The sequence below is a fragment of the Streptomyces sp. NPDC021012 genome (assembly GCF_044333355.1).
Lineage (GTDB): Bacteria > Actinomycetota > Actinomycetes > Streptomycetales > Streptomycetaceae > Streptomyces.
Genome location: NZ_JBIRQU010000013.1, coordinates 33,495 through 46,823, shown reverse-complemented (window position 1 = coordinate 46,823; position 13,329 = coordinate 33,495). Strand labels below are relative to the sequence as shown.

The 13,329-nt window shown below is 71.1% G+C and carries 14 protein-coding genes; 9 read left to right on the top strand and 5 right to left on the bottom strand.

Going from position 1 to position 13,329, the window contains the following annotated elements; translation table 11 throughout:
- Nucleotides 1–12 precede the first annotated feature (12 nt).
- Both ACH4TP_RS32495 and ACH4TP_RS32490 read right to left on the bottom strand, forming a co-directional pair.
- Nucleotides 13–663 (bottom strand): response regulator, encoded by a 651-nt coding sequence (locus ACH4TP_RS32495; protein ID WP_398439943.1) that lies wholly within the window; start codon nt 661–663, stop codon nt 13–15.
- Nucleotides 664–689: 26 nt separating this feature from the next.
- On the bottom strand, nt 690–1,964 hold the full coding sequence (locus ACH4TP_RS32490) for a sensor histidine kinase (RefSeq protein WP_398439942.1): 1,275 nt from the start codon (nt 1,962–1,964) through the stop codon (nt 690–692).
- A 132-nt stretch (nt 1,965–2,096) separates the two neighbouring features.
- Here ACH4TP_RS32490 and ACH4TP_RS32485 point away from each other — a divergent pair, with 132 nt between their 5' ends.
- Together ACH4TP_RS32485 and ACH4TP_RS32480 are read left to right on the top strand one after the other, a co-directional pair.
- Nucleotides 2,097–2,663 carry a class I SAM-dependent methyltransferase gene (locus ACH4TP_RS32485; protein WP_398182761.1) on the top strand — a complete coding sequence of 189 codons (567 nt, stop codon included), beginning with the start codon at nt 2,097–2,099 and terminating at the stop codon, nt 2,661–2,663.
- Between the two features lie 330 nt (nt 2,664–2,993).
- Entirely contained in the window at nt 2,994–3,764 is a 771-nt protein-coding gene (locus ACH4TP_RS32480) for a GNAT family N-acetyltransferase (RefSeq protein WP_398439941.1), read from the top strand.
- Between the two features lie 71 nt (nt 3,765–3,835).
- On the opposite strand, the gene ACH4TP_RS32475 is transcribed toward ACH4TP_RS32480, so the two are convergent.
- A complete protein-coding gene (locus tag ACH4TP_RS32475; RefSeq protein ID WP_398439940.1) occupies nt 3,836–4,543 on the bottom strand; it encodes an NAD(P)-dependent oxidoreductase in 708 nt (235 codons plus the stop codon).
- Between the two features lie 117 nt (nt 4,544–4,660).
- Between ACH4TP_RS32475 and ACH4TP_RS32470 the strand changes: the two genes are divergently transcribed.
- A complete protein-coding gene (locus tag ACH4TP_RS32470) occupies nt 4,661–5,377 on the top strand; it encodes a TetR/AcrR family transcriptional regulator (protein ID WP_398439939.1) in 717 nt (238 codons plus the stop codon).
- A 246-nt stretch (nt 5,378–5,623) separates the two neighbouring features.
- On the opposite strand, the gene ACH4TP_RS32465 is transcribed toward ACH4TP_RS32470, so the two are convergent.
- The gene (locus ACH4TP_RS32465) at nt 5,624–6,391 is read right to left on the bottom strand and encodes a dienelactone hydrolase family protein (RefSeq protein ID WP_398439938.1); all 768 of its coding nucleotides are present in this window, start codon (nt 6,389–6,391) and stop codon (nt 5,624–5,626) included.
- A gap of 282 nt (nt 6,392–6,673) precedes the next feature.
- Here ACH4TP_RS32465 and ACH4TP_RS32460 point away from each other — a divergent pair, with 282 nt between their 5' ends.
- Genes ACH4TP_RS32460 through ACH4TP_RS32450 form a run of 3 tightly spaced genes read left to right on the top strand, consistent with a single transcriptional unit; the run spans nt 6,674 to nt 8,793 of the window.
- Nucleotides 6,674–7,036 carry a MarR family winged helix-turn-helix transcriptional regulator gene (locus tag ACH4TP_RS32460; protein WP_398440028.1) on the top strand — a complete coding sequence of 121 codons (363 nt, stop codon included), beginning with the start codon at nt 6,674–6,676 and terminating at the stop codon, nt 7,034–7,036.
- Nucleotides 7,033–8,466, top strand: coding sequence for an MFS transporter (locus tag ACH4TP_RS32455; RefSeq protein ID WP_398439937.1), 1,434 nt, complete (start codon nt 7,033–7,035; stop codon nt 8,464–8,466). The genes ACH4TP_RS32460 and ACH4TP_RS32455 overlap by 4 nt, the downstream gene beginning before the upstream one ends.
- A gap of 33 nt (nt 8,467–8,499) precedes the next feature.
- The gene (locus tag ACH4TP_RS32450; RefSeq protein WP_389233375.1) at nt 8,500–8,793 is read left to right on the top strand and encodes a DUF1330 domain-containing protein; all 294 of its coding nucleotides are present in this window, start codon (nt 8,500–8,502) and stop codon (nt 8,791–8,793) included.
- Between the two features lie 296 nt (nt 8,794–9,089).
- On the opposite strand, the gene ACH4TP_RS32445 is transcribed toward ACH4TP_RS32450, so the two are convergent.
- The gene (locus tag ACH4TP_RS32445) at nt 9,090–9,482 is read right to left on the bottom strand and encodes a hypothetical protein (RefSeq protein WP_398182742.1); all 393 of its coding nucleotides are present in this window, start codon (nt 9,480–9,482) and stop codon (nt 9,090–9,092) included.
- 464 nt (nt 9,483–9,946) lie between these two features.
- Between ACH4TP_RS32445 and ACH4TP_RS32440 the strand changes: the two genes are divergently transcribed.
- The 3 genes from ACH4TP_RS32440 to ACH4TP_RS32430 all read left to right on the top strand — a co-directional run bounded on the left by ACH4TP_RS32440 (nt 9,947) and on the right by ACH4TP_RS32430 (nt 13,276).
- Nucleotides 9,947–11,023 (top strand): DUF5954 family protein, encoded by a 1,077-nt coding sequence (locus ACH4TP_RS32440; RefSeq protein ID WP_398183536.1) that lies wholly within the window; start codon nt 9,947–9,949, stop codon nt 11,021–11,023.
- A gap of 99 nt (nt 11,024–11,122) precedes the next feature.
- The gene (locus tag ACH4TP_RS32435) at nt 11,123–11,725 is read left to right on the top strand and encodes an SMI1/KNR4 family protein (RefSeq protein ID WP_398439936.1); all 603 of its coding nucleotides are present in this window, start codon (nt 11,123–11,125) and stop codon (nt 11,723–11,725) included.
- 876 nt (nt 11,726–12,601) lie between these two features.
- Nucleotides 12,602–13,276 carry a hypothetical protein gene (locus ACH4TP_RS32430; RefSeq protein WP_398439935.1) on the top strand — a complete coding sequence of 225 codons (675 nt, stop codon included), beginning with the start codon at nt 12,602–12,604 and terminating at the stop codon, nt 13,274–13,276.
- Nucleotides 13,277–13,329: the final 53 nt, after the last annotated feature.

Here is a 13,329-nt window from a genome sequence, read left to right as displayed (position 1 = left end):
CCCGGCGCTGTGTCAGTCCCCGGCCCGTACCAGCCCGCTCTCGTAGGCGAAGATCACCGCGTGGACGCGGTCGCGGAGACCGAGTTTGGTCAGGATGCGGCCGAGGTGGGTTTTGACGGTGGTCTCTCCCACGAAGAGGCGGTCGGCGATCTCGCCGTTGGCCAGTCCCCGGGCGACCAGCGCGAGGACTTCCCGTTCCCGGTCGGTGAGTGCGGACAGACGGCCGCGCTGGGCGGGCTCGGGCGCGGAGGCTTGCAGGACGAAGCGTTCGACCAGGCGCCGGGTCAGCGACGGCGCCACCATGAGCTCGCCCCGCAGCACCGCCCGGACGGTCACCAGGATCTCCTCGGCGGGGGCGTCCTTGACGAGGAAGCCGTTCGCGCCGGCCCGCAGGGCGGCGTAGGCGTACTCGTCCAGGTCGAAGGTGGTGACCACGAGGATCCGGGGCCCGTGGGGCCGCGCGCAGAGGTGCTCGGTGGCGGCGAGCCCGTCCAGACCGGGCATGCGTACGTCCATCAGGACGAGGTCCGGCTCAAGGGCGGCCACTCCCGCGATCGCCTCGTCCCCGTCGGCGGCCTCGCCGACCACGGTGAGGTCGGGCTGGCTGTCGATGACCATGCGCAGCCCCATCCGGATCAGCTCCTGGTCGTCGCAGATCAGCACCCGGGACGATGACGGACCCCGGCCGGTCACGGGGTCGCCGTGGTGGGCTCGGGTCCGGCGGGGCGCAGGACGGCGGCGACCCGGTAGCCCCCGTCGGGTGTGGGGCCGGCGTCGACGCTTCCGCCGTACAGGGCGGTGCGTTCGCGCATGCCGGTGAGTCCTCGACCGCGGGAGAGCAGGGGAGCGGGGCGCTTCGGGACGGCTCCCGTCCCGGCTCCGGCCGAGTTCTCCACCCGGACGTGGACCAGTCTTCCGGGCCCCTCGGTGCCGGTGTCGACCCGTACGAGGATCGTGGCGTCCGGCGACGCGTGCTTGACGACGTTGGTGAGCGCCTCCTGCACGATGCGGTACGTCTGCAGGGTGAGATCCGCCGGAAGGCCACCCCGCTCTCCGTGGAGGTCCAGCCGGGCGCGCGTGCCGTTCGTGTTGAGGCGCCCGACCAGCCGCCGCAGATCGGCTGAGAGCGACTCGCCGGTCCCACCGCCATCGGGTCCGGATCCGGGGCCGCCGGTCGGGGCGTCCGCGTCGGGGGTGCTGAGCACCTCCAGCAGTCGGCGCAGTTCGTCCAGGGCCTCGCGGCCGGTCGCGCCGATGACGCGGAGGGTGCGGTCGACGACCGTGGGGTCGGCGTGCCGCATCAGCCTGCCGCCCTCGGCGTTCAGCACCATCACGCTCACGCTGTGCGCGAGGACGTCGTGGATCTCGCGGGCGATGCGCGCCCGCTCCTCGGCGACGGCGACCCGGGCCAGGGCGAGGCGCTCCGACTCGGCGAGCGCGACCCGCCGCTCGAACTCGGCGATGTAGGCGCGCCGGGCGCGGACGTACTCGCCGAACACCCAGCCCCCGGCCAGCAACAGCCCCACGGCGAGCGGGGTGAGCCAGGCACCGCGGGCCCCCGGGCCCCCGTAGTCCCGCTGCCAGCCGGGAACCCACAGCACCACGCAGCAGGCGGCGCAGACCGCCGTCGCCGCGGCGGCCCGGCGCAGGCCACGCACCGTGAGGGTGGCCAGGACCGCGGCCAGGGCGACGGCGCCGCGTCCTGGTTCCTGTCCCCACACCTGGCCGAGGTACTGCGCCCAGAACCCGGCCGTCACCAGGGCCGCGACGACCACCGGCCGACGGCGACGCCACAACAGGGGCAGCACCAGAGCCGCGTACACGCCCGTCTGCACCCAGACGGGCCGCCAGTCCGGCTGGGTGCGGATCACCGGGGGCACGGCGACCAGCACGATCAGCAGCAGGTCCGTCAGCCACGGATGTCCGCGCCGCAGGCGAGGCAGGGTCTCGATCAGCCGTTGCACCGTCCCACGCTACGGCCGGGGCCCCCTCCCCGGCGTCATCCTGGCGGGTGTCACGGGGTCCTCCCGCAGTCGTACGGACACCGGCCGGGGATACGACGTGCGGCCACCCGGAGCGTTTCCACCATGAAGGCCATGTCGATCACTACCGAGTTCCTCAGACGGCCCTTCATGACCGGTGCCGTGGCGGCCAGTTCACGGCGGCTGGCGTACGCGATGACCGAGGGCATCGGCCTGGAGCGGGCCGGGCTCGTCGTCGAACTCGGACCGGGGACCGGGGCGTTCACCGACGCGATCCTCGCCCGGCTCGCCCCCGACGCCCGGCTCGTCGCCGTAGAGCTGAACCCGGTGCTCGCGGCCCGGCTGTCGGCCACCCGGCGCGACACGCGGCTGACCGTGGTCCAGGGCACGGCGGCCGAGCTGCCCGCTGCGGTCTCCGAACCGGTCGACGCGGTGGTCTCCGGGCTGCCGTGGACGGTCATGCCGCAGAACCGGCGCGGGCACATCCTGGATGCCGTGACCGAAGTCCTCGCGCCCGGCGGCCGGTTCACCACCTTTGCCTATCTGCATGCGGCCTGGACACCGCCCGCCCGTCACCTCACCGCCGAACTGACCGGCCGCTTCGACCGGTTGGAGCGCTCGAAGGTGGTGTGGGCGAACCTCCCGCCCGCTTTCGTGCACAGGGCCACCCAGAGGCCGTGACCGTGAGCCGGCCCGCGCAAGCGAGGACCTCCACGGGAAGACCGGCGCGAGAGGGACGCCACGGTGCTCGTCGGCGGCCTGCGCGCGGCGGGCGAGGGCCGGGGCCCGGGTTCCTACGTGGGCGGTTGGAGAATGCTGCGGGCGCCTCTTCGGCATCGGACAGCCGGTGCGGCGGAGGCCCGCCCCGGTGGCCGAGTGTCCGACGCGCGTGCCGTGGTGACCGTGTCCTCTGGGACACATCGGGAAAAGGTGGTTCACTCGTCGGACATTCCACGTACCTCGACAAAGTGAGGGATTCCTTTGACGGTTCTCGGGGACTCGGTCGAATCGATGGAGCAACTGGCTCTGGTCTGGCGGGCCATGGTGCTCGACCGGGACGGGGCCGCGGACGTCCGTGACCTCCCGGGCATCGCGGTGCGCTGGGCCGACTGCCGGTTCGCCTTCTGGAACTGCGTCACCCTGACCGAGGTCGGTGCGGACGGCGCTCTCCTGGAGCGGCGTCTGGGCGAAGCGGCCGAGGTCATGCGCTCGAAGAAGCAGCCGGGCTTCCTGTGGGTCTTCGAGGACCTGATCGAGGACGACGCGCGCGCCGGCCTGGAAGCGGCGGCCGAGCGGGCGGGCCTGGTGCATGCCTTCCCCGGTACGGGCATGGCAGGGGACCTGCTGCCCCTGCCGGAGCCCGTCCACCCGGACCTGACCTTCGTACGCGTGTCGACCGACGAACACCTCACGGCGTACGCCGACCTCAACTCCCGCGCGTACGGCTTCCCCCTGGAGGACGGCCGGGACGGCCTCGCCGGGTCCACCTTCTGGAAGGAAGGGGTGCATGCCTACCTGGGCCTGCGCGACGGAACCCCCGTGACCTGCGCGGCGACGGTGGAAGCGGACGGCCGGCTCTTCGTCGTCCTCGTCGCCACGGACCCGGAGTGGGAACGCCGCGGATACGGCGAGGCCGTGACGCGCAAAGCGCTGTACGAGGGGGCCCGCGCCACCGGCCTGACCCGTGCCACCCTGCACGCCACCGTCGCCGGTGCGCCCGTGTACCCGCGCATCGGGTTCCGGCCGAACTCGCCGATGCGCTTCTTCGCTCTGAAGGGCTGACCTGACCCCTGGATGTCGCCCGTCCCCGTGGGGAGTTCATGAGGCACCCCACGGGGACATAGGTGTGGCTTTCAGTAGCCGATGGTGAAGCGGCGCTGTACGAAGCGCGGCAGCTCCGCCTCGTCGATCAGGGCGATGGCCGCGTCCTCCGCCGAGATGCGGCTGCGGCCGTCGGCGTCCAGGACCGGCTGGTCGCCGCCGATCCGGAAGCGGCCGGTGCGCTCGCCGGGGCCGATCTCTTCCGCGGGGCTGAAGTAGGTCCACAGCCGGTTCGAGGTCCGCAGGACGTTCAGGGCGTCGCGGTGACCGCGGACCGCCGCGGCGTATTCGCGGGGCAGTCCGAGCTGGTCGAGGGAGGCACGCAGCAGTTCGTCGGAGTCGGCGCGCACCACTCCTGGTTCGATCTCGAGGCCGCCGGCGCCGCCGATCACGATGAGCCGGGTCCGCGGGCGGCTCTCCAGGGCCTTCAGCAGGGCCCGCGCCGCCGTCGCGTAGACGGTCGGGTCGGCGATCGAGAGCCGGACGGTGTCGGCGAAGTCCTTGGCCGCATTGCCCGGCTGGAAGCCGCTGACCAGGACGTCGAGTCCGGGCAGGACGTCGGCGATGCTCTTCGGGTCCAGGACGTCGACGCTCGCCCAGGTGATGTTGTCCCGATGCTCCTCGCGCTGCGCCTGAGCGGCGTTCCGACTGAACGCCTTCACGTGGTGGCCGCGGTCGAGGGCCTCGGCGACGACCCGGCTGCCGATGGTGCCCGTGGCGCCGATGACTCCGATGTGCATGGTTCTCCCCTGTACATGCAGACGTGGGACGCCACTGATCGGTGACGCCGTGCCGGAACTATACGCTGTGAAGTTTTCGCGCGGCGCTAAGTAAGTCGACGCTGTAGAGTGCCTGTTGTGACAGTCACGGGAAGCAGGGGACGGCGCGAGCGGCTACGGGCCGAGACCACGGCCGAAATCAAGAAGGTGGCATTGGGGTTGATGGCCTCGGGCGGGCCGGACGCCATCACCCTGCGGGCCATCGCCCGCGAGATGGGCATGACCGCCAACGCCATCTACGGGTACTTCCCGACAAGGGACGACCTGGTCACCACGCTGATCAACGACGTGTACACCGCCTTGGCCGACGCCGTGGACACGGCCTGGGGGGACACGCCCTCCGCCGATCCCGCCGTTCGGATCGAGGCATGGGCCAACGCCTTCCGGGACTGGGCCCTGCTCAACCCCCAGGGGTTCCGCCTCATCTACGGCGACCCCGTGCCCGGCTACCAGGCCCCCGAGGGAGGCCCCGCCCCGGAGGCCGCACGCCGGGTCTGCACCGGACTCACCGCCCTCGCGGCAGCCGCCTGGCCCCATGCCCGGCACCTCTACCAGGACAGCGCCTTCGACTGGCCCGACTTCGACCCCGGGCTCCTCGAGAAGGTGCGTCCCGCCTTCCCCGACCTGCCGCCCGCAGCCGTCGCCCTCGCCCTGCGCATCTGGGGACACCTGCACGGGCTCGTGTCACTGGAGGTCTACGGCCACATGCGCACCCAGACCACCAGCCCGGACAAGCTCTTCCGGGAAGAACTCGCCCAGCTCACGCAGACACTGGGCATCCCGCGCCGACGCTGAGCGTCCCAAGCGCCGACAGGCTCTTCGCACTGCGGAACCGGCCATGCCCAAAGCGTGGAGGCGGAGCCCGTTCGCGGCTCTGCCCCCACGTTCCATGAGGGCCATGGCCGGGTGTTCTCCTCGAAGAGCTCCTCGGCGCGGCGCTAGGGGATCCGGTATTCGCTGCGGTGGTGCTGAGTACGTCTCCGCGATCGAGCAACCGCTCCGAATGCGTTTCCGCTGTGCGGACTTGAGGGGAGTGGACCGTCAGTTCCCGGGGTCGGCGGGCTTACCGGGGCCATGCCCCGGATCCGCCGTCACGGGCAGGCACTCGGCGAGCAGGTCGACGACGTCGCGCCAGGCTCGCTGCGCATGCTGTGGGTGGTAGCCGACGCCGGGGACCGTGGGGTGGTCGACCGGCGGGTGGTGGAAGGCATGCAAGGCGCCGCCGTAGACCGTGAGGCGCCAGTCGACGCCCGCGGCCTGCATCTCAGCGGTGAACGCCTCCCGTTGCGCGGGCGGCATGATCGGGTCTTCCGACCCGACCCCGGCCCACACCGGGCAACGGATGCGCGCCGCCTCGCCCGGTCGGCCCGTGGTCAGCGCGTTGACTGTCCCGATCGCGCGCAGGTCGACGCCACCGCGACCGAGTTCCAGCGCGACGGCACCCCCCGTGCCGTAGCCGACGGCGGCGATCCGGTCGGGGTCGGTCCTCGGTTCGGTGCGCAGCACATCGAGCGCCGCGTGGCCGATGCCTCGCATCCGCTCGGGATCGGCGAGCAGCGGCAGGCAACGGGCCAGCATCTCCTCGGGGTCGTCCACATAGCGCCCGCCGTGAAGGTCGAAGGCCAGCGCTACGTATCCCAGCCCGGCGAGAGCCTCGGCCCGACGTCGCTCGACGTCGCTGAGTCCCATGCCCTCTGGTCCGAGCAGCACCGCGGGCCGGCGGTCGGCACCGGCCGGGAGCGCGAGGTGCCCGATCATCGTCAAACCGTCGGCCGGATACTCGACCGTACGCGTCGTCACCATCGTCATGGGACTGGACTGTAGGGATCGTCGAGCCCGGTCCGGCCGCTGTTCTGCCGCTGGCAGAACAGCACGGGTATCCCTCTGCGATGCGGCGAGGGGCCACTGGGGTGTACCGGTCCGCTCAAGGAGCGGGCAGCCGGGTCGGTCGACCATTTCCATAAACTATGAATATAAAAACGCTATGCTTCGAGCATGAGTCGTCAAGACACCGCCCCTGGCGCGTCCGCCGCCATCGGCGCAGCCCTCTACGGCCTGGCCACCAGGGCCGCGAGACGCCTGCCCCGGGACATGAGCCTGACGTCCGCCGCCACCCTGGCCACCCTGGACCGGACCGGCCCGCGACGGATCACCGATCTGGCGGCGGTCGAGGGCGTCACCCAGCCCGCGATGACCGCCCTGGTCCGGGTGATGGAGGAGTCCGGCCTGGTCGAGAGGAAGGGTGATCCCTCCGACAAGCGGGTCACGCTGGTGTGCCTGACCGAGGCCGGCGCCGCCTATGTACGGACGCGGCGCCAGGCGGGCGTCCGCGCGTTCGAGCGGTTGATCGGCGAGCTCAGCGGCGACGAGGTCGAGGCGCTGGTGGCGGCCCTTCCGGCGCTGAAGCATCTGGCAGAGCTCGAAAGCCAGGAACGCGAAGGGCCGAAGCCGTGACCGGGCAGCCGGTCGGCGGGGCCGTGGCGGAGGCGTTCCCGGCGGCGCGTCCCGAGGCGCGGCTGCTGGTCCCCGCCCTGATGTTCATCGCCCTGGTCGTGGCGGCGGTCGGCAGCCTCGGGACGCCGCTCATCACCAGTGTGGCGACCTCGTTCCACGTCTCGCTCGACAGCGCGCAGTGGACACTGACCATCGCCCTGCTCAGCGGCGCCGTCGCCACACCCGTCCTCGGCCGGCTCGGCGCCGGCCCGCACCGGCGGGCCACGATCCTCGCCACGCTGGCGGTCGTCGTCGCCGGCAGCGCGCTCACCGTGCTGCCGCTGCCGTTCGCGTGGCTGCTGGTCGGCAGGGCGGCCCAGGGCGTCGGGCTCGGGCTGACGGCGCTGATGATGGGCGTGGCCCGGGACCACCTCCCCGAGGAGCGCGGCGCGGCCGTGATCGCCCTGATCTCGGTGGTCTCGATCATCGGGGCCGGCGTCGGCTACCCGCTGGCCGCGCTGCTCGCCGAGCTCGGCGGAGTACGGGCCGCCTACGGCCTCGGCCTGGTCGTCACCGCCGCCGCCCTCCTGACCGCGTGGCGCTCCCTGCCCGAAGCCCCCGAAGGCCGCTCCGCCCACGTGGACGCGGCAGGCGCGGTCGTCCTGGCCGCCGCGCTGCTCCTGGTGCTCTTCCTCGCCGGTGAACGGAACCTGTGGAGCCGGCACCTCGCCGTGGCGGCGGGCCTCGCCGTCGTCGCGGTGGCGCTGCTCTGCGTCTGGGCCGTCATCGAGCTGCGCAGCACGACGCCCCTGGTCGATGTACGGGCGGTGCGGCACCCGGCGGTCGCCGGGGCGAACCTCGCCATGTTCGTCGGCGGGATCGGCATGTACCTCCTGCTCACGCTCCTCACCCGGTACGCGCAGACGCCGCACGGCGCCGGCTACGGCTTCGGACTGACCACCTTCGTCGCCGGGCTGGTCCTCATCCCGTTCTCGGTCCTTGGATTCGTCGCCGGCAAGCTCACGCCGCGGGTCCGGACGCGGATCGTCGAACCCCTGCTCCTGGCCGGCAGCGCCGTCGTGGTCGGCGGCGGGTTCGCCCTGTTCGCGGCGGCCCGCTCGGACCTGGCCGAACTGTTCGCGGCGATGGGCGTGCTCGGCTTCGGCGTCGGCGGCTTCTCGGCCGTGATGCCCGGCGTCATCCTGGCCGTCACCCCCCAGAGCGAGACGTCGAGCGCCATGAGCTTCAACTACGTGGTCCGCAGCGTCGGTTACTCTCTGGGCAGCGCCATCGGCGGCCTGATCCTCGCCTCGGGCACCGGCCCCGGCCACCTCTTCCCCGACGACAGCGCCTACACCACCGCGGCGCTGGTCGGCATCGGCGCCATGGCGATCACGACGCTGACGAGCCTCGCCCTCGCCCGCCGACGCTCGTCCGAGACCACCCCGTAAGTCAGATGCACTCATCCCGACACTGGAGGTTCCATGCCCAAGGGCTACTGGGTCAGCGTCTACCGCACCATTTCAGACCCTGAGAAGCTGGCCGCCTACAACAAGCTGGCCGCTGCGGCCGTCAAGGCCGCAGGCGGTCGGACCATCGTCCGTGGCGGTCGGGTCGCGGCGCACGACGCCGGAATCGCCGAGCGCACCGTCCTGGTCGAGTTCGACAGCTTCGAGCAGGCCGTCGCGGCGCGCGAGAGCGCGGCCTACCAGGAGGCGCTGGTCGCCCTCTCCGACGGCGTCGAGCGTGACTTCCGCATAGTCGAAGGCATCGACTGACCGAGGTCCGGCCGGATCCTCGCCGAACCTCTTTCATCCGGGGGTGCAGGGGTGAGGTGGACTGGTCAGTGAGGGTGGTGACACGGCAGAGCCCCCCTCGGATCCGCCCGTTGGCGTGGTGATCCCACTCCTCACAGCGGCGTCCGAGGGGCCCTGCCGGTTGCGTACCGTGCCACGCCCGACGTCCCGCACGGGCTGATCGAGCTTGCTTCGTGGAGGAGGGCCTGCTCGAAGCAACCGAGCCTTATCCAGGAGGAGTTCAGTCAGCTGATGGGTCCGGCGGGTCAGCCGGCTCCTCAGGCGGCGGGCGTCCGGCTCCGTGGAGGCTCGGTGGACAGCAGCGCCCAGATCCTGCGCCCTTCGTCCGAGGCGTCGGTGCCGCAGCTCACCGTTCCCGTGACGCCGGCGAGAGCGGTCAGCACGGTCTGGTCGGGCTCGGCTTCAGCGTGGCTGAGGACGACGACGAGGACCATGCCGTCCTGGTCGGCCAGGTGGACGCTGACGCGCTTGCCCGCGTCCTTGACGGCGGCGTCGACGAGGAGCCGTACGGTCTCCTGCAGGCAGCCGTCCTGGGGGTGGCTGTACTCCCAGCCGCGCACCGCCTGTGTGACATGGCGGACCGCCTTGCCGGCCGCCCAGGGGTCGGCAGCCAGGACCCAGTTGCTGACGCGCCGGTTCCTCACGGCCATGCGAGGACGACGGGTCTCCATACGGGCCTGTCCCGGCCCGGGCACGGGGAGCGCGGTCCTGACGGGCTTCGTCCCCGGCTCGGGCCGGGGTGCCTCGACCGGCTTCTTCGACGGAGGAGGCGTGCGGGGCGGGTAGGAAGGCGGAACCTTCGGACCCTTGTTCTCCGCCGGCTCGTTCAACGGGACCTCCTCGCACACTGACTGATGCCCCCCTGCCCATCGTGACAGCAGTCCAGGACCACAGGCAGCCACTTCCCCGATCCCGCCCCGGCAACCCCCGGTCAGAAAACACCCCACGCGTGCAACCGCACGCAACTGACGGCCGATCCCGGTCACCGCTGCGCCCGCCATGTCCCCACTGTCCAAGACCAGGGTGGAAATCCGGTGAAACCGCGATGCGAGCGCACCGGAGCCGCCACGATGATGGCGTGAACGAACAGGACGCGGTACCGGGCGAGTGGTCGATGGTGGTGAGGGTTCCGGTGGAACCGGTGGAGGCCGCGATGGAGGCCGACGCCCTGGACGCCGCAGTACGCCACAGCGCCCTGGCGGTACGGGGGCCGCTGTTCGGTGTCGCCTCCCACAGCGAGGACGACGGACGGCGGTGGCGCGTTGTCGTCGAGGTCACCCACGGCTGTCCGCAGCAGGCCCGCGACGCGCTGAACTCCCTGCTGTGGTTCCGGGCGAAGGACGAGGCGAAGAGCAGGCAGGAACGGCGCGCGCTGCTGGCGGCGGTCGCCCGGCTGGAGAAGGAGCACGTCGACGAGCTCACCGTGCTCGACACCCGCTACCGCGTCGTGCGGGCCGAGGAGTACGCGGCGATCGACGCGCACGGCGGTATCGAAACGCCCCGGCCCACCGACCCCGAACCCCTCACCCCCGACTGGAGCCCCGGCTCGGGTGCCCGCGGTCCGCAGGTCGACGACAACCTCGTCCTGGACCCGGACGCGCCGCTGACCCCGCTCCAGGCGGCGGAGCGACTCACCCTGCGTTCTCTGGCCTACAGCGGTACCAGGTTCCCCGGCCCGGTCCTGGCCGACTCCACGCGGGCCGTGGAAAGCCATCCGGACGTCCTGCTCATGCCGGCGGGGTTCCTGATCGTCGAACGGACCGGCAACAGCCCCTGGTCGCCGGGCAGCGGGCTGCAAGCCACCGCCCACGACGCGCGCCGCACCCTGCACTTCGCCCTGACCTGGATGGAACCACGCATCCGTGGCCTGATCCCCTACGACGCCGACCCCACGGTCGACGCCCGCCACCCGGACGCTGGAAACACCGAGGCGGAAGTCGCGGAGCTCAAGGAACTCGTCAAAGCCTCGGACCAGCTGCGCGCCGGCCGCTGCGACGAGGTCGAGGCCCACGGCACCGTCTACCGGATCGCCCGCTCCCGACGCCTGCTGCGCTGGGGCCCCGACGGACCGGAAGGCCCCCGCCCGTCCGACGTCAGCACCCATTCCCCCTCGGTACTCCACCCACGCCTCGACGAGGACGGCACCGTCCACTTCGACGACGAGCCCGCGAGCGACGAATCCACCTCGTGACAGGGAGACCGGACTCACGCGGCGCGCGGTTCAGCCGAGGGCCCGACGCCGGAGCCCGGGCGGGCAGACCGCGCGCCGCGTTGGTATCGGGGCCGCCTGGTGGGCGGTCCGTTCAGACCGTTCGACTCAGACGAGTGTGCCGCGCTCGAGCGGGAGATCGGGATGCCCTTGCCATCCGCGTACCGCGCGTTCCTGGAAGCCGCCGGCGGGGAGAAGCTGGACTACTCGGTCCGCCTCCCGGCGTGTGAGCCGGAACCGGTTCAGGGCTTTGACGAGCTCTTCCAGTTGGGCCGTGACGACGCCGGTGAGTACGGCTGGGGAACTCTCCTGGGCGAGTATCGGCGCAGTCGCGGTGGGCGGCCGGCCGAGAACGCGCACCTGACCGGCCTGCTGCCTATCGCCCGCAACGGCGGAAGCGACACCCTCTTCCTGGACCTGAACGCAGCCACTCATGGCCAGCTTCACGCGTTTGTCCATGCGGTGCCCCTCCCCGAGTACCTGGGCAGCCATGTCTTCACGAAGGTGGCCGAGGACTTCGACACCTACCTCGACAGCCTGTTCATCGACCCGGACACGGCGGAGGGTGTGTGGGCCGACGCCGCTGAATGCGATCCCTCGGATCCGTGGCGGAGGACCATCGAGGAATGGCTGGACAAGGAGCTACCGGGCTGGCGTATCGAAGCCTGGGCAGCCGCGTCCTGACCCCTGGCGCACCAGCGTCCTTCCAGATCTTCGTCGTCCGTGGACGGCCGTAGTTTGTCCTTCCCCCCACACGAACTCGGAGGGAGAAAGTATGGGGTTCTCGGGTGAGCTGATCTCTGGCCGCAGCGGCTGTCCTCTGCTCGTGACGCCGGTGTTCGACATCGCGGCCAGCCACCGCCCCTAACCTCGGCCGCGGCGGGCTTGGCGGTCCAGGAAGTCGATCACTCGCGTCTCCGAACGGAGGAGCCGCTCTCGCTGCTCAGGAGGAAGAGAGGCGAGGAGGTCGACCAGGACCCGCTTCCGTGGGACGTGCACCATGTTGCCGGAGTAGATCCTGCAACATGCACACCAAGCGAGTCCGATGCAGCGCTCGAACATCGGGGACTCGGGTGGATGGAAGCGGTACTGGTACGAGCAGACGGGCGTTCCGCAGACGGCGCAGATACGTCGATTGCCGTCGGGAATCGTGTCCCAGCTCCCGACCTTGCGCCAATGCTGTCGCCCGACCGGTGCTCTTCAAGTCGTCATGCCGAGCATTCTCGCTCACAGAGATCCGCCCAGCACGGCCGTTCCCGAACGAGCCAGGAGCTGCTCCTGTGGTCTTGGAGTTCGAGAACAGCCGCTGAGCTTGTTCTTCAAGGTCGGCCCGGCCCAGTGGCGACATGTGGCAGGGTCACCGACTGCCCCGAGCAAATCCGATGGCACCGAAAGCTTTTCGACGACAAGACTGCACCGGTGAACCCCTTGCCGCCGCCGCCCGACCCGTTCCTCCTGCCGGTACGGGACCCGCGCGCCCGCGACCTGGTTCTCGACTATGCGGACATGCACGCCCTGGTTGCCGACCTGGTTCTGCCAGGCGACGCTTCGATGTACGTCATGAGCGCGATGGAAACCTCCCGCGAGCTCATCCGGCACTCCTACTACCGGTACGAGTTCGCCACCGTCGCCGTCACGCATTCCCTGTTCGCCCTGGAGCACGTCCTAGCCGAGCGTCTGGCCATGAACGAGCCGCTCCACGGACTGATCGAGCGGGCCACCGACGCAGGGCTCATCACGGCCGGACTTGCCGCCGAACTCGACCGCAGCCGACTGCTGCGCGACAGGCTCACGCAGGGCGCCGAGTCAAGTGCCGCCCTCCGCCCGATCCAGGCCGTCGCAATGGTGCGTGCCGTCTTCGATGCCGTCTCCCTGCTCCTTCGCCCACCGTCCGCGGCAGAGGCGACAGCCGCCGACGTGGGCGGAACACAGCCCGAAGGCAGCCTCGCCCGACTGTGGGAGGACCACCTGCGCGCACTGTTCCCCGACGGCTTCCGAGGCGTGGACTTCGACGGCGTGGACCTGGTCCTCCTGGACGCCGACGTCGCCGGCCTCGTGCAGAGGGAACTGAAGAGCGGACTCGACGACAGCGGCATCGCCCACCTCTGGGGCTGCATAGCCGACCTCGACAAGATCGTGCCCCTGATCAACGAGGAGTACTGCGCCTCCTACTTCACGAGACTTCGGACGATGGCCCAGGTCGCAGCAGTGCGCTACATCCCCACCGCGACCTGACCGCCGGGGCTGAAACAGAATCAGGGTTTCCCACGACCCTCGTCAGGGTCTGG

Bases quoted from the DNA above. Each gene is read 5' to 3' on its own strand.
- ACH4TP_RS32450 (WP_389233375.1), top strand. From the start codon at position 8,500: ATGCCCAAGGGCTACTGGGTCAGCGTCTACCGCACCATTTCAGACCCT.
- ACH4TP_RS32480 (WP_398439941.1), top strand. From the start codon at position 2,994: ATGGAGCAACTGGCTCTGGTCTGGCGGGCCATGGTGCTCGACCGGGAC.
- ACH4TP_RS32485 (WP_398182761.1), top strand. From the start codon at position 2,097: ATGTCGATCACTACCGAGTTCCTCAGACGGCCCTTCATGACCGGTGCC.
- ACH4TP_RS32430 (WP_398439935.1), top strand. From the start codon at position 12,602: ATGAGCGCGATGGAAACCTCCCGCGAGCTCATCCGGCACTCCTACTAC.
- ACH4TP_RS32460 (WP_398440028.1), top strand. From the start codon at position 6,674: ATGAGCCTGACGTCCGCCGCCACCCTGGCCACCCTGGACCGGACCGGC.
- ACH4TP_RS32465 (WP_398439938.1), bottom strand. From the start codon at position 6,391: ATGACGATGGTGACGACGCGTACGGTCGAGTATCCGGCCGACGGTTTG.
- ACH4TP_RS32475 (WP_398439940.1), bottom strand. From the start codon at position 4,543: ATGCACATCGGAGTCATCGGCGCCACGGGCACCATCGGCAGCCGGGTC.
- ACH4TP_RS32440 (WP_398183536.1), top strand. From the start codon at position 9,947: ATGGTGGTGAGGGTTCCGGTGGAACCGGTGGAGGCCGCGATGGAGGCC.
- ACH4TP_RS32445 (WP_398182742.1), bottom strand. From the start codon at position 9,482: ATGGCCGTGAGGAACCGGCGCGTCAGCAACTGGGTCCTGGCTGCCGAC.